The 15,115-nt window shown below is 50.1% G+C and carries 17 protein-coding genes; 6 read left to right on the top strand and 11 right to left on the bottom strand.

All coding sequences use genetic code 11. From position 1 onward, the window contains the following. Window positions 1-19 precede the first annotated feature (19 nt). Window positions 20-1,261, bottom strand: coding sequence for a uracil-xanthine permease family protein (locus D515_RS09225; RefSeq protein WP_002537966.1), 1,242 nt, complete (start codon window positions 1,259-1,261; stop codon window positions 20-22). A gap of 262 nt (window positions 1,262-1,523) precedes the next feature. Here D515_RS09225 and D515_RS09220 point away from each other — a divergent pair, with 262 nt between their 5' ends. Continuing rightward, window positions 1,524-2,633, top strand: coding sequence for a DUF2066 domain-containing protein (locus D515_RS09220; RefSeq protein ID WP_002537964.1), 1,110 nt, complete (start codon window positions 1,524-1,526; stop codon window positions 2,631-2,633). 80 nt (window positions 2,634-2,713) lie between these two features. Here D515_RS09220 and D515_RS09215 read toward each other — a convergent pair whose 3' ends face one another. The 4 genes from D515_RS09215 to bepA are packed head-to-tail and all read right to left on the bottom strand — an operon-like array spanning window position 2,714 to window position 5,570. Then, a complete protein-coding gene (locus D515_RS09215) occupies window positions 2,714-3,127 on the bottom strand; it encodes a DUF2069 domain-containing protein (protein ID WP_002537963.1) in 414 nt (137 codons plus the stop codon). A 17-nt stretch (window positions 3,128-3,144) separates the two neighbouring features. Further along, a complete protein-coding gene (gene wrbA, locus D515_RS09210; RefSeq protein WP_002537961.1) occupies window positions 3,145-3,726 on the bottom strand; it encodes an NAD(P)H:quinone oxidoreductase in 582 nt (193 codons plus the stop codon). Next, window positions 3,726-4,070, bottom strand: coding sequence for an arsenate reductase (glutaredoxin) (gene arsC, locus D515_RS09205; RefSeq protein ID WP_002537960.1), 345 nt, complete (start codon window positions 4,068-4,070; stop codon window positions 3,726-3,728). The genes wrbA and arsC overlap by 1 nt, the downstream gene beginning before the upstream one ends. A gap of 42 nt (window positions 4,071-4,112) precedes the next feature. Beyond that, on the bottom strand, window positions 4,113-5,570 hold the full coding sequence (gene bepA / locus D515_RS09200) for a beta-barrel assembly-enhancing protease (protein WP_039849834.1): 1,458 nt from the start codon (window positions 5,568-5,570) through the stop codon (window positions 4,113-4,115). 171 nt (window positions 5,571-5,741) lie between these two features. Between bepA and D515_RS09195 the strand changes: the two genes are divergently transcribed. The 3 genes from D515_RS09195 (at window position 5,742) to D515_RS09185 (ending at window position 8,633) form a co-directional block, all read left to right on the top strand. Continuing rightward, window positions 5,742-5,963: a sulfurtransferase TusA family protein gene (locus D515_RS09195; protein ID WP_002537956.1), complete on the top strand. Its 222-nt coding sequence runs from the start codon at window positions 5,742-5,744 to the stop codon at window positions 5,961-5,963. Between the two features lie 12 nt (window positions 5,964-5,975). Then, on the top strand, window positions 5,976-7,055 hold the full coding sequence (locus D515_RS09190; RefSeq protein WP_002537955.1) for an AI-2E family transporter: 1,080 nt from the start codon (window positions 5,976-5,978) through the stop codon (window positions 7,053-7,055). Window positions 7,056-7,154: 99 nt separating this feature from the next. After that, on the top strand, window positions 7,155-8,633 hold the full coding sequence (locus tag D515_RS09185) for an FAD-dependent oxidoreductase (RefSeq protein ID WP_002537954.1): 1,479 nt from the start codon (window positions 7,155-7,157) through the stop codon (window positions 8,631-8,633). Window positions 8,634-8,703: 70 nt separating this feature from the next. On the opposite strand, the gene bcp is transcribed toward D515_RS09185, so the two are convergent. Continuing rightward, window positions 8,704-9,174, bottom strand: coding sequence for a thioredoxin-dependent thiol peroxidase (gene bcp / locus D515_RS09180; RefSeq protein WP_002537953.1), 471 nt, complete (start codon window positions 9,172-9,174; stop codon window positions 8,704-8,706). Between the two features lie 221 nt (window positions 9,175-9,395). On the opposite strand from bcp, the gene dapA reads away from it, so the two are divergent. Together dapA and bamC are read left to right on the top strand one after the other, a co-directional pair. Further along, window positions 9,396-10,274 carry a 4-hydroxy-tetrahydrodipicolinate synthase gene (gene dapA, locus D515_RS09175; protein WP_039849846.1) on the top strand — a complete coding sequence of 293 codons (879 nt, stop codon included), beginning with the start codon at window positions 9,396-9,398 and terminating at the stop codon, window positions 10,272-10,274. A gap of 18 nt (window positions 10,275-10,292) precedes the next feature. After that, window positions 10,293-11,318: an outer membrane protein assembly factor BamC gene (gene bamC / locus D515_RS09170; protein ID WP_002537951.1), complete on the top strand. Its 1,026-nt coding sequence runs from the start codon at window positions 10,293-10,295 to the stop codon at window positions 11,316-11,318. Between the two features lie 66 nt (window positions 11,319-11,384). Here the strand turns inward: bamC and D515_RS09165 are convergent, their stop codons facing one another. The 5 genes from D515_RS09165 to D515_RS09145 form a co-directional block, all read right to left on the bottom strand. Beyond that, window positions 11,385-12,488 (bottom strand): phosphoribosylaminoimidazolesuccinocarboxamide synthase, encoded by a 1,104-nt coding sequence (locus D515_RS09165; protein ID WP_002537950.1) that lies wholly within the window; start codon window positions 12,486-12,488, stop codon window positions 11,385-11,387. Between the two features lie 208 nt (window positions 12,489-12,696). Next, a complete protein-coding gene (locus D515_RS09160; protein ID WP_002537949.1) occupies window positions 12,697-12,906 on the bottom strand; it encodes a DUF2897 family protein in 210 nt (69 codons plus the stop codon). 2 nt (window positions 12,907-12,908) lie between these two features. Further along, complete coding sequence (locus D515_RS09155) at window positions 12,909-13,583, bottom strand: M15 family metallopeptidase (protein ID WP_002537948.1); 675 nt, start codon at window positions 13,581-13,583, stop codon at window positions 12,909-12,911. After that, window positions 13,580-14,716 carry a succinyl-diaminopimelate desuccinylase gene (dapE, locus tag D515_RS09150; protein WP_002537947.1) on the bottom strand — a complete coding sequence of 379 codons (1,137 nt, stop codon included), beginning with the start codon at window positions 14,714-14,716 and terminating at the stop codon, window positions 13,580-13,582. The genes D515_RS09155 and dapE overlap by 4 nt, the downstream gene beginning before the upstream one ends. A 31-nt stretch (window positions 14,717-14,747) precedes the next feature. Continuing rightward, window positions 14,748-15,098, bottom strand: a complete 351-nt coding sequence (locus D515_RS09145; protein WP_039849830.1) for an ArsC family reductase — start codon at window positions 15,096-15,098, stop codon at window positions 14,748-14,750. Window positions 15,099-15,115: the final 17 nt, after the last annotated feature.

The raw sequence follows: 15,115 nt of genomic DNA, 5'->3' as shown, positions 1-15,115 counted from the left end.
TTTCGTTTGGTGTGGAGAATTAATCTTCCATCTGCGCGTTGTCGACTACGTGGGCTTCACCCATGTCATGCGGCAGGATGAGGTTCAGCAAAATCGCAACAATGCCGCAAAGGCTAATACCCTGCAGGCTGAATTCGCCAATACCAAAGGCCATACCGCCGATACCGAAGACCAGTGTCACTGCAACAATAGCCAGGTTACGTGCTTTGTGTAGATCGACCTGATTTTTGATCAGGGTGTTCAGACCGACGGTTGCGATAGAGCCAAACAGCAAAATCATGATGCCGCCCATCACAGGAACGGGAATGGTCTGCAAAATCGCACCCAACTTGCCAACGAAGGCCAGCACAATCGCCGTGATGGCACCCCAGGTCATGATGGCGGGGTTGAAAGCGCGGGTCAGCATCACGGCGCCTGTGACTTCACTGTAAGTAGTGTTCGGTGGCGCACCAAACATCGAAGCGGCCATGGTCGCAACACCATCGCCCGCCATGGTGCGGTGAAGTCCCGGCTTTTTCAGGTAGTCTTTGTTGGTCACATTTGAAATCGCCAGCATGTCGCCAACGTGTTCAACGGCAGGGGCAATGGCTACTGGAATCATGAACAGAATCGCGTTGATGTTGAATTCCGGTGCAGTGAAGTTTGGCATCGCCAGCCACGCTGCATTTTGAACCGGAGAAAAATCAACCACGCCAAAGAAAAGCGCAACCACATAGCCTGACACGATACCTGCCAGAATGGGTACCAGCTTAAAAAAGCCTTTAGCGAACACTGACACAGCGATAGTCGTGATGAGCGAAACCGCTGAAATCCAAAGTGCTACTGAGCCATCAACCAGCTGAATGGCACCGTCGCCGGATTTACCTACCGCCATGTTGACGGCTGCAGGTGCCAGACCCAAACCGATCACCATGATCACCGGGCCAACCACTACTGGTGGAAGTAGCTTGTGGATGAAACCAACACCACGCACTTTGATAAACCCGCCCATGCACACGTACACCAGGCCTGCTGCCATTAGACCACCCATGGTTGCTGGGATACCCCAGGTCTGAACACCGAACAAGATGGGGGCAATAAAGGCAAAAGAGGAAGCGAGGAAAATGGGGACAGAACGTTTGGTGATGATTTGGAAGAGAAGGGTACCAATACCGGCACCGAAAAGAGCGACGTTAGGGTCAAGTCCCGTAAGGAGTGGAACCAGCACCAACGCGCCAAAGGCAACAAATAGCATTTGTGCCCCTTGTAACACTTGCATCATGACGCACCTTCCTGAAGTTTAAAAAATCGCGGGATATTATCATGATTTATAGGGGTAATTAAGTGAGCTATTGCATACTGTCAGTATACTTCACACTGATAGACAAACTTTCTGTCGGAAAAATTGTCAATGAAATAGCAGGAAGCTTGAGTATTGAAGGGTACGCAACTGGTATAACGCTCAATTTCGGTGTTTAGCCATTGCTGACAGTAGGGCTTCACTTTATGATCAACGTTTAAAAATCGAGTTATCTGGCAAATATATGTTACGAACCTTCATTTTCGTTTTGGCACTCGTACTGGGGCAAACCAGTGCAATGGCCGCTTCACTGTTCAGTGCTGAAGTGGTGTTGGATGACAGCGATGCAGCAACGGAACAAGCTGCGAAAGAAACAGCATTTGTTGATGTATTGATCCGCGCGTCTGGCCAGTCTGAGGTGGGTAACAATCCCGTTATTCAAAAAGCACTCCCAACGGTGAACCAATACATTACCCAGCTCGGCTATGGCAATGTCGAAGGTCAACGTTCTTTGGTTCTTGGTTTTGATGACCGGAAGATCCGCACACTGTTAACGCAAGCTCAAGCGACTTACTGGGGCACTCCGCGTCCGGAAGTCCTGTTCTGGCTGGTGGAAGATAATGCTTCTCAGCGCAATGTGGTGTGGGAACAATCTGCATCTCCACTCATCAATGAGCTGAAAGCGGAAGGCGAGCGCCGCGGTTTACCTGTTTTGATGCCTGTAGGTGACTTTGACGATGTGGTTGCTGTGTCTATTCCTGATCTTTGGGGGGGATTCGCAGGACCTATCGCTCAGGCAAGTGCGAGATACAACCCGGCAGGTGTTGCCGTTGTCAAAGTGTACAATAACCGCATTAGCTGGCAACTTTTCCCAAATGCAGCAAGTATCGGTCAGGATGCACCTGTTGAAGGTCGCGCTTCCGGTTCGCCAGATCAAGCATTCGCCACCATGATTGATGAGATGGCTGATTTCTATGCAGGTCGCCTTGCTGTGAATCTTGGTGTTGCTGACAGCGGTGCGAAAGCGTTGGAAGTGTCAGGGCTTGATGATGCAGAAGATTTCTTTGTTATCGAACGTACATTGAAAGGCTTAAACTCAGTGGCTTCGTTGCGATTGGAGTCGATTGTTGATGGTACTGCGACTTTCCGTATCAGCCTGCTAGCGTCTGAAGATATCTTTCACAATGAGATGATGGTAGACCGTCGTCTGCGCCGTGTGGAAGTAGTGTCTCAACCTCTGGTGGAAGAAGCTCCTGTTGTGACTGAAAGTGTCGATGGTGTGATAGTGCCTGTGGAGCCAACACCCATTCCAGAGCCAGTAGAAGCGGCGATTCAGTATGAGTGGATTGGCTAAGCAACAGCTAAGTTTCATACGCTGGAATTAAAAAAAAGCAGGTTGAGAAACCTGCTTTTTTATCACTTGCGATTTGAGGCTTATTGCTCGAAACGCGCTTTTTCTTCTTTCTCGACTTGGGACAGCTTCTTCAGTCCCAGCCCTTCTTCCTGTCCTTTGCGCTTGGCGTAATACACGTTGCAGACAAAAGAAAACGAAGTCAGCACCAGTTCTAAAGCAGCCAGCCAGCGTTCACCTACATCGACCCACAGAATGGTCAGCGCATGCAGGAAGTAAAACATCAAAATGAAGTTCGCCCAGGCGTGGGTATAAGCTTTGCCTTTCATAATGCCAATAAGTGGCAAGAGCAGTGGGAGTATCCAAGCGATAGCTACGCCGATTGGGTTCACATGTGGGTGCGGTGAAATCACACCATGCCACAAAGCGACCCAACCAATCAGTGCCAAATATGCGCCGAGAGCCAGAGGCCTCAGTGTTGAACTGGAAGAAAACAACGGGATAACTCCTTTTATCAATCTTTGAGGCGCGCGGCTATCTCAGCCAGACGCTTACCACCAGCAATGGCGAGGCTTTTCTCTTCAGCATCAGGCTGGCGCCGACCTTCGCCTGTTATGTGTGAAGGCCCGTAGGGGGAACCGCCACCTTGTGTTGTGTGCAGGGCGGGCTCTGAGTGAGGCAGTCCGACAATCACCATACCGTGGTGAAGCAGTGGCAGCATCATAGTGTTCAGTGTGGTTTCCTGACCGCCATGCAGCATGGAACCTGAGGTAAATACCATGGCTGGCTTTCCGATCAGGGTGCCCGCTAGCCACTCTTTGGCCGTGCTGTCGATAAAGTGTTTAAGCGGTGCGGCCATGTTGCCAAAGCGAACTGGGCTTCCGAGCGCCAAACCATCACAAGCTTTCAAGTCCTCTATCGACACGTACGGATCTTCCGGGATCTCAGCAGATGGTGTTTCGCCAACGGAGGCAATGTCGGGGACGGTGCGTAATCTTGCCACCGCGCCTGATGCTTCTATGCCACGGGCAATCAGGCGGGCAATGCTTCTTGTCCCGCCATGTCGGCTGTAATAGAGAACCAGAACCTCAGTCATTACAGAATGGTCAATACGTTTTCTGGTGGTCGACCCATCGCTGCTTTACCATTTGCGACAACAATTGGGCGTTCAATCAGTTTTGGATTTTCAACCATAGCTTGAATCAGTTGCTCGTCTGTCGCATCAGCCAGCTGAAGCTCTTTATAGATGGCTTCTTTGGTGCGCATCATTTGTCGTGGGGAGTCGAAGCCCAATTGCTCCAGCAGGTTTTTTATGGTGTCTGCAGATGGCGGTGTTTCCAGATAAGCCACAACGTCTGGCTGAATGCCTTTTTCTTCCAGCAGCGCCAGAGTTTGGCGGCTCTTTGAGCAACGGGAGTTGTGGTAAATAGTGACTGACATGACAGTTCCTTTCTCGTTTTAGTTTGTTGTTCGGGCGATGACTTAGCGTTGCAACTCAGCGAAACGCGCTTCCTGCACCCTGAGCTGATCTATACGTGCATCGTAGCGAGCCTGATCAAGGCTGCCAAGCTCCACAAGCTGACTGGCTTGTGTGTAATTGCTAATGGCTTTGTGCCAACGTCCTTGAAGGGCATAAAGCTCTGCTTGTGCGGCAAGCGCGCCATGGCGGACACCTTCACTGTCGTAAGCTTCCTGAAGCAACGACCAACCGTTGGTATTGGTTGGGAAACGGTGTGTCACTTTCACTAAACCTTTAATCGCCTCTTCATAACGCCCTGCTTTTACCAACACGTAATCACGGTTCAAAAGCAATACGGCATTGTTTGGTTGGGTAGCGAGCGCTTTTTCAAGACGTTTCAGGGCTGCATCATAGTGTTTCTGTGCGACATCTAAATCTGTCATCGCATCTAAATAGAAGCGGTTATTTGGCTGCGCCTTGTACAATGGTGCTAAAAGCTTTCCGGCTTTATCAAACTGCCTGCTGTCGATATATACCAGCGCTTTACCATAGTTCAGCGATTGAGCGCGGGCAGGGGAGGCTTTTTTAAGTTGGCGATCGAACCAGTCGATGGCGGCAGCACTGTCGATACCGGCAAAACGCGCGATCACGCGGGCACGGGCAAGATGGTATTCCGGTGATAATGGAACAGTACGTTGCGGATATTGCTGCGCACGGGAGCGAGAGTCGGTGATACGCGAGTCTGGCAACGGGTGAGTCAACAAGAACTGTGGCGGTTTCGAAGCAAAGCGATATTGGTCCGCCATGCGGGTGAAGAAAACTGGCATGGCGTTTACATCAAACCCTGAGCGCGAAAGGGTCTCCAGACCAATACGGTCGGCTTCTTTCTCGTTGCTTCGGGTGTAGTTGATTTGGCTCTGAATAGAAGCTGCTGTGGTGGCTTGAGCCGCAGCAATGCCTGCTTGGGGCGCTGCAATCGCCAGCATCAATGAACCAACCAGTGCCGCCATGGTTAGCGGTGTTTGTCTTGCTTGCTCTTCCATGGCACGGGCCAGATGGCGCTGTGTTAAGTGGGCGATTTCGTGCGCGACCACAGAGGCGAGTTCACTTTCGCTCTGTGCATGGAGAAACAGACCTGTATGTAAGGCAACGTGACCACCAAAGAAGGCGAAAGCATTAATGTCACGATTCCGTATCAGAAAAAACTCAAAAGGTGTTTTAACATCATTAGCATTGGCAACCAGAGATGCCCCTAATGCGGAAATGTATTCGGACAAAACCGGGTCATTCACGATAGGCTGGCTGCCACGAAGCATACGCATGTAAGCGTCGCCGTATTCAATTTCTTTCTGAACAGTCAAGGTGCCCGCTGCGGCAGTGCCGATTTCGGGGAGATCGTTATACGACGTCGCCATCACTGGTGATGTGAGGGCAAGTGATGCAATAAGAAGGCTCGTTGTGGCTTTTTTGAAAAGCTGCATGACTGACGTTGGTGCCTCCAGCACGCGAAATCTTTGGGGTGTTGATATAGATAGACAACGAGGCGAGCGAGAGGTTCTGGCTTTCGCGGCGAGGTTGTCAGAATACCCAAACTACTTATCCGCGTTGTTTGAGTATACAATGCCGACGATAATAGCGGTCAGCGAGAAAGAATGGAAATTCAATCCCTTGATTTGCGTGAGCAGCGTTGCCCTATGGCGCTGCTTTTGGCGAAAAGAGCCTGTGCATCACTGAAGCAAGGACAGCAAATAGCGCTATACATTACGGACAGTGGCGCCTTGAAGGATATTCCCCGCTACTTGGAGAAGAGTGGTTTTGAATTTGAGTGCCAGCCTGTTCAGGGAGCGACGGTGATTAACGTCACCAAACTATAAACAGGAAACTACATGCTAGAAATGCTTAACCGTTGGTATCAACGACGGTTCTCAGATCCGCACGCAGTAAGCTTGATTGCACTGCTCATCATGGGCTTTGTGGTCATCTACTTTTTCGGCAACCTGATTGCCCCACTTCTTGTTGCTATCGTATTGGCCTATCTGTTGGAATGGCCTGTTGCCAAAATGGTGAAATTAGGACTGAACCGCACCTTGTCGGTGATCCTGGTCCTCTTGCTTTTTGTGGGTTTTATGATCCTCGCTTTTTTTGGGTTGATGCCAACGATCTGGAACCAGATCATCAACCTCATCGCTGACATTCCGAAAATGTTCAACGATTTCCAAAGCTATGTTTCCCATCTTCCTGATGAGTATCCTGAACTTATTCAACCGCATATGGTGAATACCTTTATCGACACATTGCAAAGCCGTGTGCTGGGTATGGGTGAAAGCGTAGTGAAAAGCTCATTGTCTTCGCTCGTGAGCCTCGCAGCTTTGGCGGTTTACCTCATTTTGGTGCCATTGCTGGTTTTCTTCCTGCTTAAAGACAAAGAGGAAATGATGCGTTCGTTTACCTCGTTACTGCCGAGAAACCGCCGCTTGACCAACAAAGTAGGGATGGAGATGAACGAACAAATCTCTAACTACATCCGTGGCAAAGTGACGGAAATTATTATCGTGGGTATTACCAGTTACATCACCTTCGCGATTCTGGACCTCCGCTACGCAGCGCTGCTGAGTGTAGCTACGGGCTTGTCTGTTCTCATTCCTTACATTGGCGCGGCAGCGGTCACTTTGCCCATCTTTATGGTCGCACTGTTCCAGTGGGGCATTAGCCCAGAGCTGGGTTACCTGATGCTGGCATACGGTATTATTCAGGCACTTGACGGTAATGTGTTGGTGCCGGTTTTATTCTCCGAAGCAGTGAATCTCCACCCTGTGGCGATTATCGTTGCCGTGCTGGTGTTTGGAGGACTTTGGGGGTTCTGGGGCGTTTTCTTTGCTATCCCACTGGCAACTCTGGTGAAAGCGGTATGGAACGCGCTGCCTTCCAATGAACCGGAAGAAGCAATAGCAGAAACTAACAACTAAAATGATCTTCACCGTGATAAAGTGAGTAATCAAAAAGTAGGGACCTGAATTTGGGTCTCTCTTTATTTTTGCCAGGCTCAAGGGCTGGCTGCGATTAGAATGAAAGAAAAGACCGAATTGTGTGTTGAGGGTAGTGCGTTGACGTTAAACAAACCGTTTACTGTTGGCATCGTGGGTGGTGGTGTTGCCGGTTCGACTGCAGCGTTGAAGCTGTCGGGTTTGGGCATCAATACCGTGCTGTTTGAAGCAGGGGAAAGCCTCGTCAGTGGGCCACCGATTTGTCACCTGCACGCAGGGGGAAACCTGTACCGCGAGATTTCTGAACAGCAGTGTGTGACACTTTTGGAGCAATCTATTGCTACCGTTCGAGCCTATCCGCACTCTGTTAACCGGCGTCCGACGGTTATTGCTATCCCGACATCAGACCCGGGCGAACCTGAGGCGATTTTGAATCGTCTCGACGTACTAACCGCGCATTACAAAGCGTTGGTTGATCAAGACCAGAATAATGCCGTTTTGGGGCCCCCTGACGATTACTACACGCTGTTTTCCCGCGAAGATATGGCCGCATTGGCTCAGTTACCACTGCCTGAATCACCTAAAACACCACAAGAATGGATGATTCCTGTGGCGCACCACTTGCCGCATGACAATTTCAAATACCCGATAGTTGTGGTTCAGGAATATGGACTGAGTGTTTTCCGTTTGGCCGCTACTGCTGCCCTGGGGCTAGAAGAGTCATCTCATTGCGAGATGAAACTTGGCCATAAGGTCATTGATCTGGTCAAAGAGCATGAAGGCTGGACTATTCACGCGCAGAACGTGGATGGTGAAGTGGTATCGCAACGTGTTGATTACCTCATCAATGCTGCCGGATTTCGCACAGGCAAGCTGGACGATATGGTCTCCTCGCCAAGAAAGCGTTGGGTCGAGTACAAAGCCGCCTACGTCGCCCACTGGCCATCAAAACCCGGCCAATGGCCAGAAGTGATTATTCATGGAGAGCGCGGTACACCGCAGGGCATGGCGCAACTCACTCCGTACCCACAAGGTTTCATCCAGCTTCATGGCATGACGCAGGAGATCACCTTGTTTGAAGGTGGTTTGGTGAAAAGTGATGCAGAAACCGCTTATCCGCCGCTGCCCGAAAGCATGGTGGTGAAAGCTGATGGTGGCTGGGAATGGCCTGAAATCCGTGAGCGTACTTCCCGTGCCATTTCCCATTTCGCCAATTGGCTACCTGCATTCGAGCAAGCCGAAGTGGGTGGAAAGCCGCTTTGTGGCGCTCAGCAAATTCCGGGAGACGACCCGAGTTTGCGTGCGGCTGACGCGTCCTTTGAAGGTGAGCGCTACGCACGTGTCGAGTTGGTGAAAGCCTCATCCGCACTGCAAGCAGCTGAGCGTATCCTTGAGCAGTTAGAAGCGCTTCACGGTGTGAAATTGCCTGCTGGGTGGAATATTCCAACACTGTCACTGACCGAGTCATTGACTGAAGCACAGGTAGTAGAGAAAGCGAAAACGTTGACAGTGCTGAGAGGTTACCCGGAAGCACTGGCCATTCCGTTTCCAGAAAAATAGCGACCATAGTTGCGTTAGTCGCAAAAACAACAAAGGCCGTCATTGACGGCCTTTTTCGTTCCTGTAGGGCTTATTCGCCTTTCAGGTAGTTGATCACCACGTCGTGGTGGTCTTTGGTTTTGAACTTGTTGAACACATGTTCGATAACACCATTCTCATCCACCAAGAAGCTCAGACGGTGAATGCCGTCATACTCTTTGCCCATGAACTTTTTCAGGCCCCAAACGCCGAAAGCGTCGGCAACAGCGTGGTCTTCATCACTCAGCAAGGTGAAGTTCAGCTCTTTCTTTTCTTCAAAGCCTTTCAGCTTTTTCACTGGATCTGGGCTGAGGCCAAGAACGACGGTGTTCAGAGCATCCAGTTCTGCTTTACTGTCACGCAGTGAGCAGGCTTGAGTTGTGCAACCCGGTGTCATCGCCTTCGGGTAGAAGTAAACCAGCACCTTGTTTTTGCCTTTGAACTGACTCAAAGAGACAGTGTTTCCGTTTTGGTCTTGCAGCGAGAATTCTGGTGCTACTGCACCGGCTTCGAGCGTTTGCATGTTTCTTCCTTCTTAATTTTCATGTCGCAACGAGTGAGCATGCGTCTCGTTAGAATACGTGCGTAAATCATTGTCGCGAGTGGCAATACGTCCAAGCGCACAATATCGTTCATTTTCTCGGTGATCAACCGCGCAAACACAGGGTATAAGGCACCTCTGCGTGCTTGTTTTTGCCTGTCGCCAAAAGTACCATGGGTCAAAACGCGTTTTTGGAGATGGAAATGTTTTCAGGAAGTATCGTGGCACTTGTCACGCCTATGGATAGCTCTGGTGAAGTCGATTACGCCAGTTTGAAAAATCTCGTTGATTTTCATGTTGATGCAGGCACTGACGCCATCGTCTCTGTCGGGACGACAGGTGAATCAGCCACTGTTACCGTAGAAGAGCATATCAAGATTGTTCTGAAGACACTCGAATTCGCCGATGGACGCATTCCCGTCATCGCAGGTACTGGTGCGAATGCAACCCACGAAGCGATTACCTTCAGCAAAATGTTTGCGGGTTCTGGTATCGCAGGCTGCCTGAGCGTAGTGCCTTACTACAACAAACCTTCTCAGGAAGGTCTGTACCAGCATTTTAAAGCTATCTCTGAGTCGAGCGAACTTCCACAGATTCTGTACAACGTACCAGGTCGCACTGTCGCTGACATGTTGCCTGAGACTGTCGCACGTCTTTCTGAGTTTGAAAACATTATTGGCATCAAAGATGCGACTGGTGATTTGGACCGTGTTCGTATTCACCGTGAACTTTGTGGCGAAGATTTTATCTTACTGAGTGGTGATGATCTCACTGGCCTGGATTTTGTTGCCGCTGGTGGCCATGGCGTGATTTCAGTAACCAACAACATTGCTGCTGCGCAAATGGCAAAAATGATCAAACTGGCGCTGGCAGGAGAAATGGACGAAGCCCGTTCAATCAATGATAAGATAATGCCTCTGCACACTGATCTTTTCGTCGAAGCGAACCCAATTCCAGTGAAGTGGGCATTGCATGAAATGGGCTTGATTGCGGACGGAACACTGCGTCTGCCGCTGACCACTTTGGATGCAAAACTGCAGCCTAAAGTGAAGCAGGCTCTTGTAGATGCAGGCGTGCTCTAACGCTTCTTTGGAGTTTTAATGAAACCTGTTTTTAAGTTCGGCTTGAGTGCTGTGATGGTCGCCATGCTGGCGGCCTGCTCAAGCGCTGATTCGCGCCGTCAGGCGTCGGATGATTTTAAATACCTTGAAACACCACCGCTGTCAGATTGGAAAAACCTTCCCGATCAGCAGCCTGAGTTTTCCGGTGCTTATCGCATTCCAGCCAATGATTTCCAAGGCCCGGTAGGTCGTGATATTGATATCCGCCCCCCTCAGCAAATTCTCGAATTGATCCCGGGCGCGCGCTATGAGCGCAACAGACAAGGCGTCACCGTTTGGATGCCTCGTGAAGATCAAGCCCAGCGTCTTTGGTCAACCATCGAAGACATGGTCGCTAACTCCCAGATCCCGGTTCGAACCTCCTCACCGGATGGCATTGAGACTGACTGGTTAGTGTGGACGATTGATGAAGATGAAGAAGTTATCGAGAGCCGTTACGTAGTGACGCCTGCTCAAGATCGTGGCCGCCAAGGTTTCCACATCGAAATGGTGGAATGGAAACGCAACGGTTCACCAGATAACCTGACTCAGGCATCACGTGACCGTTACAACGCCCAGATGACCAACATGATCACTGCCCGTTACGATGCCGACCTGCGTGAAGAAGCACGCCTACGTGCATTGGAGTTGGTGAAGAACATTCCAATCAGTCTGGGCAAAGACCGTGGCGGTTCGCCGGTCATTATTGCCCGTGCGCCTTACGAAGTGTTCTGGGAACGTTTTCCTAACATGCTGAGTGAGCTTGGCTTCACTATCGAAGACCGAAACCGTTCACAAGGTACGCTGAGTGTGGAATACAAGTCTCCGGACGACGAGTTCTGGGAAGAAATTGGTGTGTTGCCACTGCAACTTAGCAAGAAGAACTACAACATCCTATTGGGTGATTTAGGTAACCGTACGTCGATTAACGTGACGGACAGTTCAGGCAAGCCTGTAGGTGAAGATGTGTTGGCTGGTATCGCGCCGGCATTCACTGCAGCTGTAGAGCGTTTGAACAACCAATAAGCCTGTACAGAATGAGAAAGAGGACGCCAAGGCGTCCTCTTTTTTTGTCTATCGTTTTGTTAGGAATCAGTCGATCAAACAGTACTCTTCCTTCAGGATATCAATAATTTCCTGTTTCGGGTTGTCACTCAGGTGGATAGGTGCGCCCGTAATTTTTTCTGCAATACCAATGTAGGTGCGTGAAATGTCCATCAGCGCTTCAACGGGCAGATCGTTATCGCGAGCTAAAGCTTCACGCTCTGGCATACGTTCTTTGTTGAGCAGAATGTCTGGGTCAGGGAAGTAGTTCAGCAAGAATTGGCGGAAGCCTTCTTTGGAGTTTTCCACGATATTGCCAGCCTTGTATTCCTTGGTATCCCAAATACGTGAAGAGTCCGGTGTACCGACTTCATCCATATAGATGAGCTTTTCTTTGCTGGCCGCATCAGTGACATAACCAAACTCAAATTTGGTGTCTACAAAAGTTTGGTCAATCGCTTCCAGTGCATTGCTGATCACACCAAAACCTTCTTTGAGCAGGGTTTCATATCGCGCAATGTCATCGGCAGATGAGAAGTTAAATGCAGCGAAGTTGTCTTCGATGTTCTTGCGGGTGATGTTGACGTCATCCGCTTCAGGCACACCTGGAATGCCGCTCAGGATACCTTTGGTTGATGGCGTGATCAGAAGTTCTGGCAAGGCTTTGTCTTTTTCCAGTCCCTCAGGCAATTCAATGCCGCAGAATTCACGCTCGCCTTTTGCGTAGGCACGCCACATGGAACCTGTGATGTATTTGCGGCAAATCGCTTCAATCATGACGGGTTTGGCTTTTTGAACAATCCAAACGAACGGGTGGGGAATATCAAGAATATGGCTGTCTGCCAGTCCATTTTCCTTGAAAAGGCGGAACCAATGGTTGGAAATGGCATTCAGTGCAGCGCCTTTGCCAGGGACACCTTTCAGGCCGCCTTTGGCATGCCAGATACAATCGAATGCGGAGATACGGTCACTGATCACCATGATGGCCAGTGGCGCATCAGGGGCGACGTCATAGCCTTTTTCCTGAATAAGACGTTTGCTGTCTTCTTCTGTCAGCCAGTAGACAGAGCGGACTTTACCGCTATGAACAGGTTGGTGGGTACGAATGGGAAGATCGTCGTTAACGGCGAGAACTTGATCCGCAAGGCTCATTGAGACATTCCTATCTAAAAGTGGCCGGACGAGGCTTCGTCACTGGCAAGACAACATTCTATGCGGTGAGAGCGGCGACTTCCTTACTCTCACCCTCCAAACGCCTTGCATGATACCAGAACTGAACATGGGCTGTTACTGAAAACGCAAACGTTTGCGCAAAAAGTTTCAGACACAAAAAAGGCGACCCTGTGGTCGCCGCTTTCGATCACCAGAAAGACGATTTGTCGTCGTCATCCTCATCATCGTAAGGTTTTCGCTCTTTCTTTTGCTCGTTGCTTTGGTCTTCATCTTTTGGCTTAGGCTTTTGCTTCATACCGAATTTGGCATTGGCCGTGTATTTCAGTGCCATGATGTTGCTGACCACAACGGCGACCACAATAAAGATGATCACGTAGGGATTGGTGAGTATATCCATGTTCAGACCTCACAAACGTTCGAGACGTACTGAGAATATATCCAATCCAGCTGGTTTAGCACAGTTTCCCGTCCAGCGATGTCAGAAGATGCGATCGCGGTGCGCAGTGCTTCAGGCGTGAGGATATCCAGCGCCCCTTGTGTGGTTGGGATGTGGCTGATATGCCAGGGCTCAAATGCCACACCGCCTCTATCTTCGCGATAAGGCAGGTAAAAGCCGTGCGTTTTCATGTTAGCCAAAAGCCAATCAAAGAAAGGCTTTTGGTGTCCGGTAAGGTATTCCCAAGGTTCAAGTTGGATGGAAATACCTTCAGGCAAGAGGTTTCTGGCATAGATGTCGATATCGGTGCCCCAATGATGACGGCTCGCACCTGGTAAGGCTGACCAGCGCAAAATTGCGCGCACTTTATCATCATCTTTGAGCTGACTGGTATCCAAAGGATTTCCGTCACCATCAAGCATGGGGCGAAGGCCATTGAACTTGTTGTCCCATATCATCTGCTGACGGCTGAAATCACGAAAGCTGCTGGCAATAGTGAGTTCAAAGCCAGCTTTTTCTGCTGCGCTCTGCAGAGCTAAGAAATCCGCCTGAACCTCTTTATGCAGCTTCAGACCCTCTGCGAGAGTGCACAGATGGTCTTGTGTTTGTCCTGTCAGCGATGAAAGGGTCCAACTCATTTCGCCAGCACTTTCTCCAGTACCTTTTGGTACATGTCAGTCAGTTTTTCGAGATCATCAATCTTCACACACTCATTCACTTTGTGGATGGTGGCGTTGACCGGACCTAACTCAATCACCTGACCGCCCATTTGCGCGATAAAGCGACCGTCAGAGGTGCCGCCAGTGGTGAGAAGCTGTGGCTTCTCGCTGTTCACTTCGTCCACGGCTTCAACGACAGCATCAAGTAAAGAACCTGCATCTGTCAGGAATGGCAAGCCGTTGTAGGTCCATTTAATATCGTAGTCCAGACCATGCGCGTCGAAGATGGCGTGAGTGCGGCTTTCGATGTCCTGCGCTGTCAATTCGGTGCTGTAGCGCAAGTTGAACTGGACGTGGAACTCACCGGGAACAACATTACTTGCACCTGTTCCTGCCGCGACGTTTGGAATTTGCAGGCTGGTTGGCGGGAAGTAGGCGTTACCTTCATCCCACTGAACGCTGGTCAGTTCTGCCAATGCAGGCAGAGCAAGATGAACCGGGTTTTTCGCAAGGTGTGGGTAGGCAACGTGGCCCTGAATACCTTTGAAGGTGACATCACCAGTCAGTGAGCCGCGACGACCGTTCTTCACCACATCACCCACCGCGTCGGTGCTGCTTGGTTCACCCACAATGCACATGTCGATGATTTCATCACGCGCCATCAGGGTATCGACAACACGGGTCGTTCCGTTGATAAATGGGCCTTCTTCATCTGAGGTGATAAGGAATGCCAGTGAACCGTTATGATCTGGGTTTTCTGCGATAAAGCGTTCAGTTGCTACGACCATCGCAGCCAGTGAGCCTTTCATGTCTGCCGCGCCACGGCCATGCAGGTAACCGTCTACGATCGTCGGTTCAAAAGGAGGTGTTTTCCACTGCTCTAAAGGGCCAGCTGGTACCACATCGGTGTGACCAGCAAAGGCAAACAGTGGGCCTTCGGTACCGCGACGAGCCCAAAGGTTGGTGGTGTCTTCAAACACCATACGTTCAATTTTGAATCCCAGCGTTTCGAGGCGCTCGATCATCAGTTCCTGACATCCTTCATCTTCTGGAGTCACGGATGGACGGCCTATTAATTCCTTGGCCAGAGACAATACCGCACTGTCTATCATGGGGTTGTGTGTCCTTGTTCTTAAAACGGTTTTATTCGCTAAAAATTGTTTCGTACTCTGCAGCTTTAAAGCCGAGGTGATACGTGTCGTTGTGAATCAAAAGAGGGCGCTTAATCATGGCAGGGTGAACCAGCATCAAAGAGACGGCATTGGATTCATCCAAATTGTTCTTTTGTTCTTCGGAAAGTCCTCGGAAGGTGGTACCGCGCTTGTTGACCAGTGCTTCCCAGCCCAGCTTTTCCACAAATTGCTTTAACATTTCCTGATCGATACCGTCTTTACGGTAGTCATGAAACGTGTACGGTTTGCCTTCCGCATCAAGCCACTTCAGCGCTTTCTTGATGGTGTCGCAATTCTTAATCCCGTAAACCATTGTGGTCATTCACTGTTTCCTCATAG

Source organism: Grimontia indica, from assembly GCF_000333895.2.
GTDB classification, from domain to species: Bacteria; Pseudomonadota; Gammaproteobacteria; order Enterobacterales; family Vibrionaceae; genus Enterovibrio; species Enterovibrio indicus.
The sequence above is the reverse complement of the archived record's forward strand: the minus strand, read 5'-3'. Positions and strand labels throughout refer to the sequence as shown.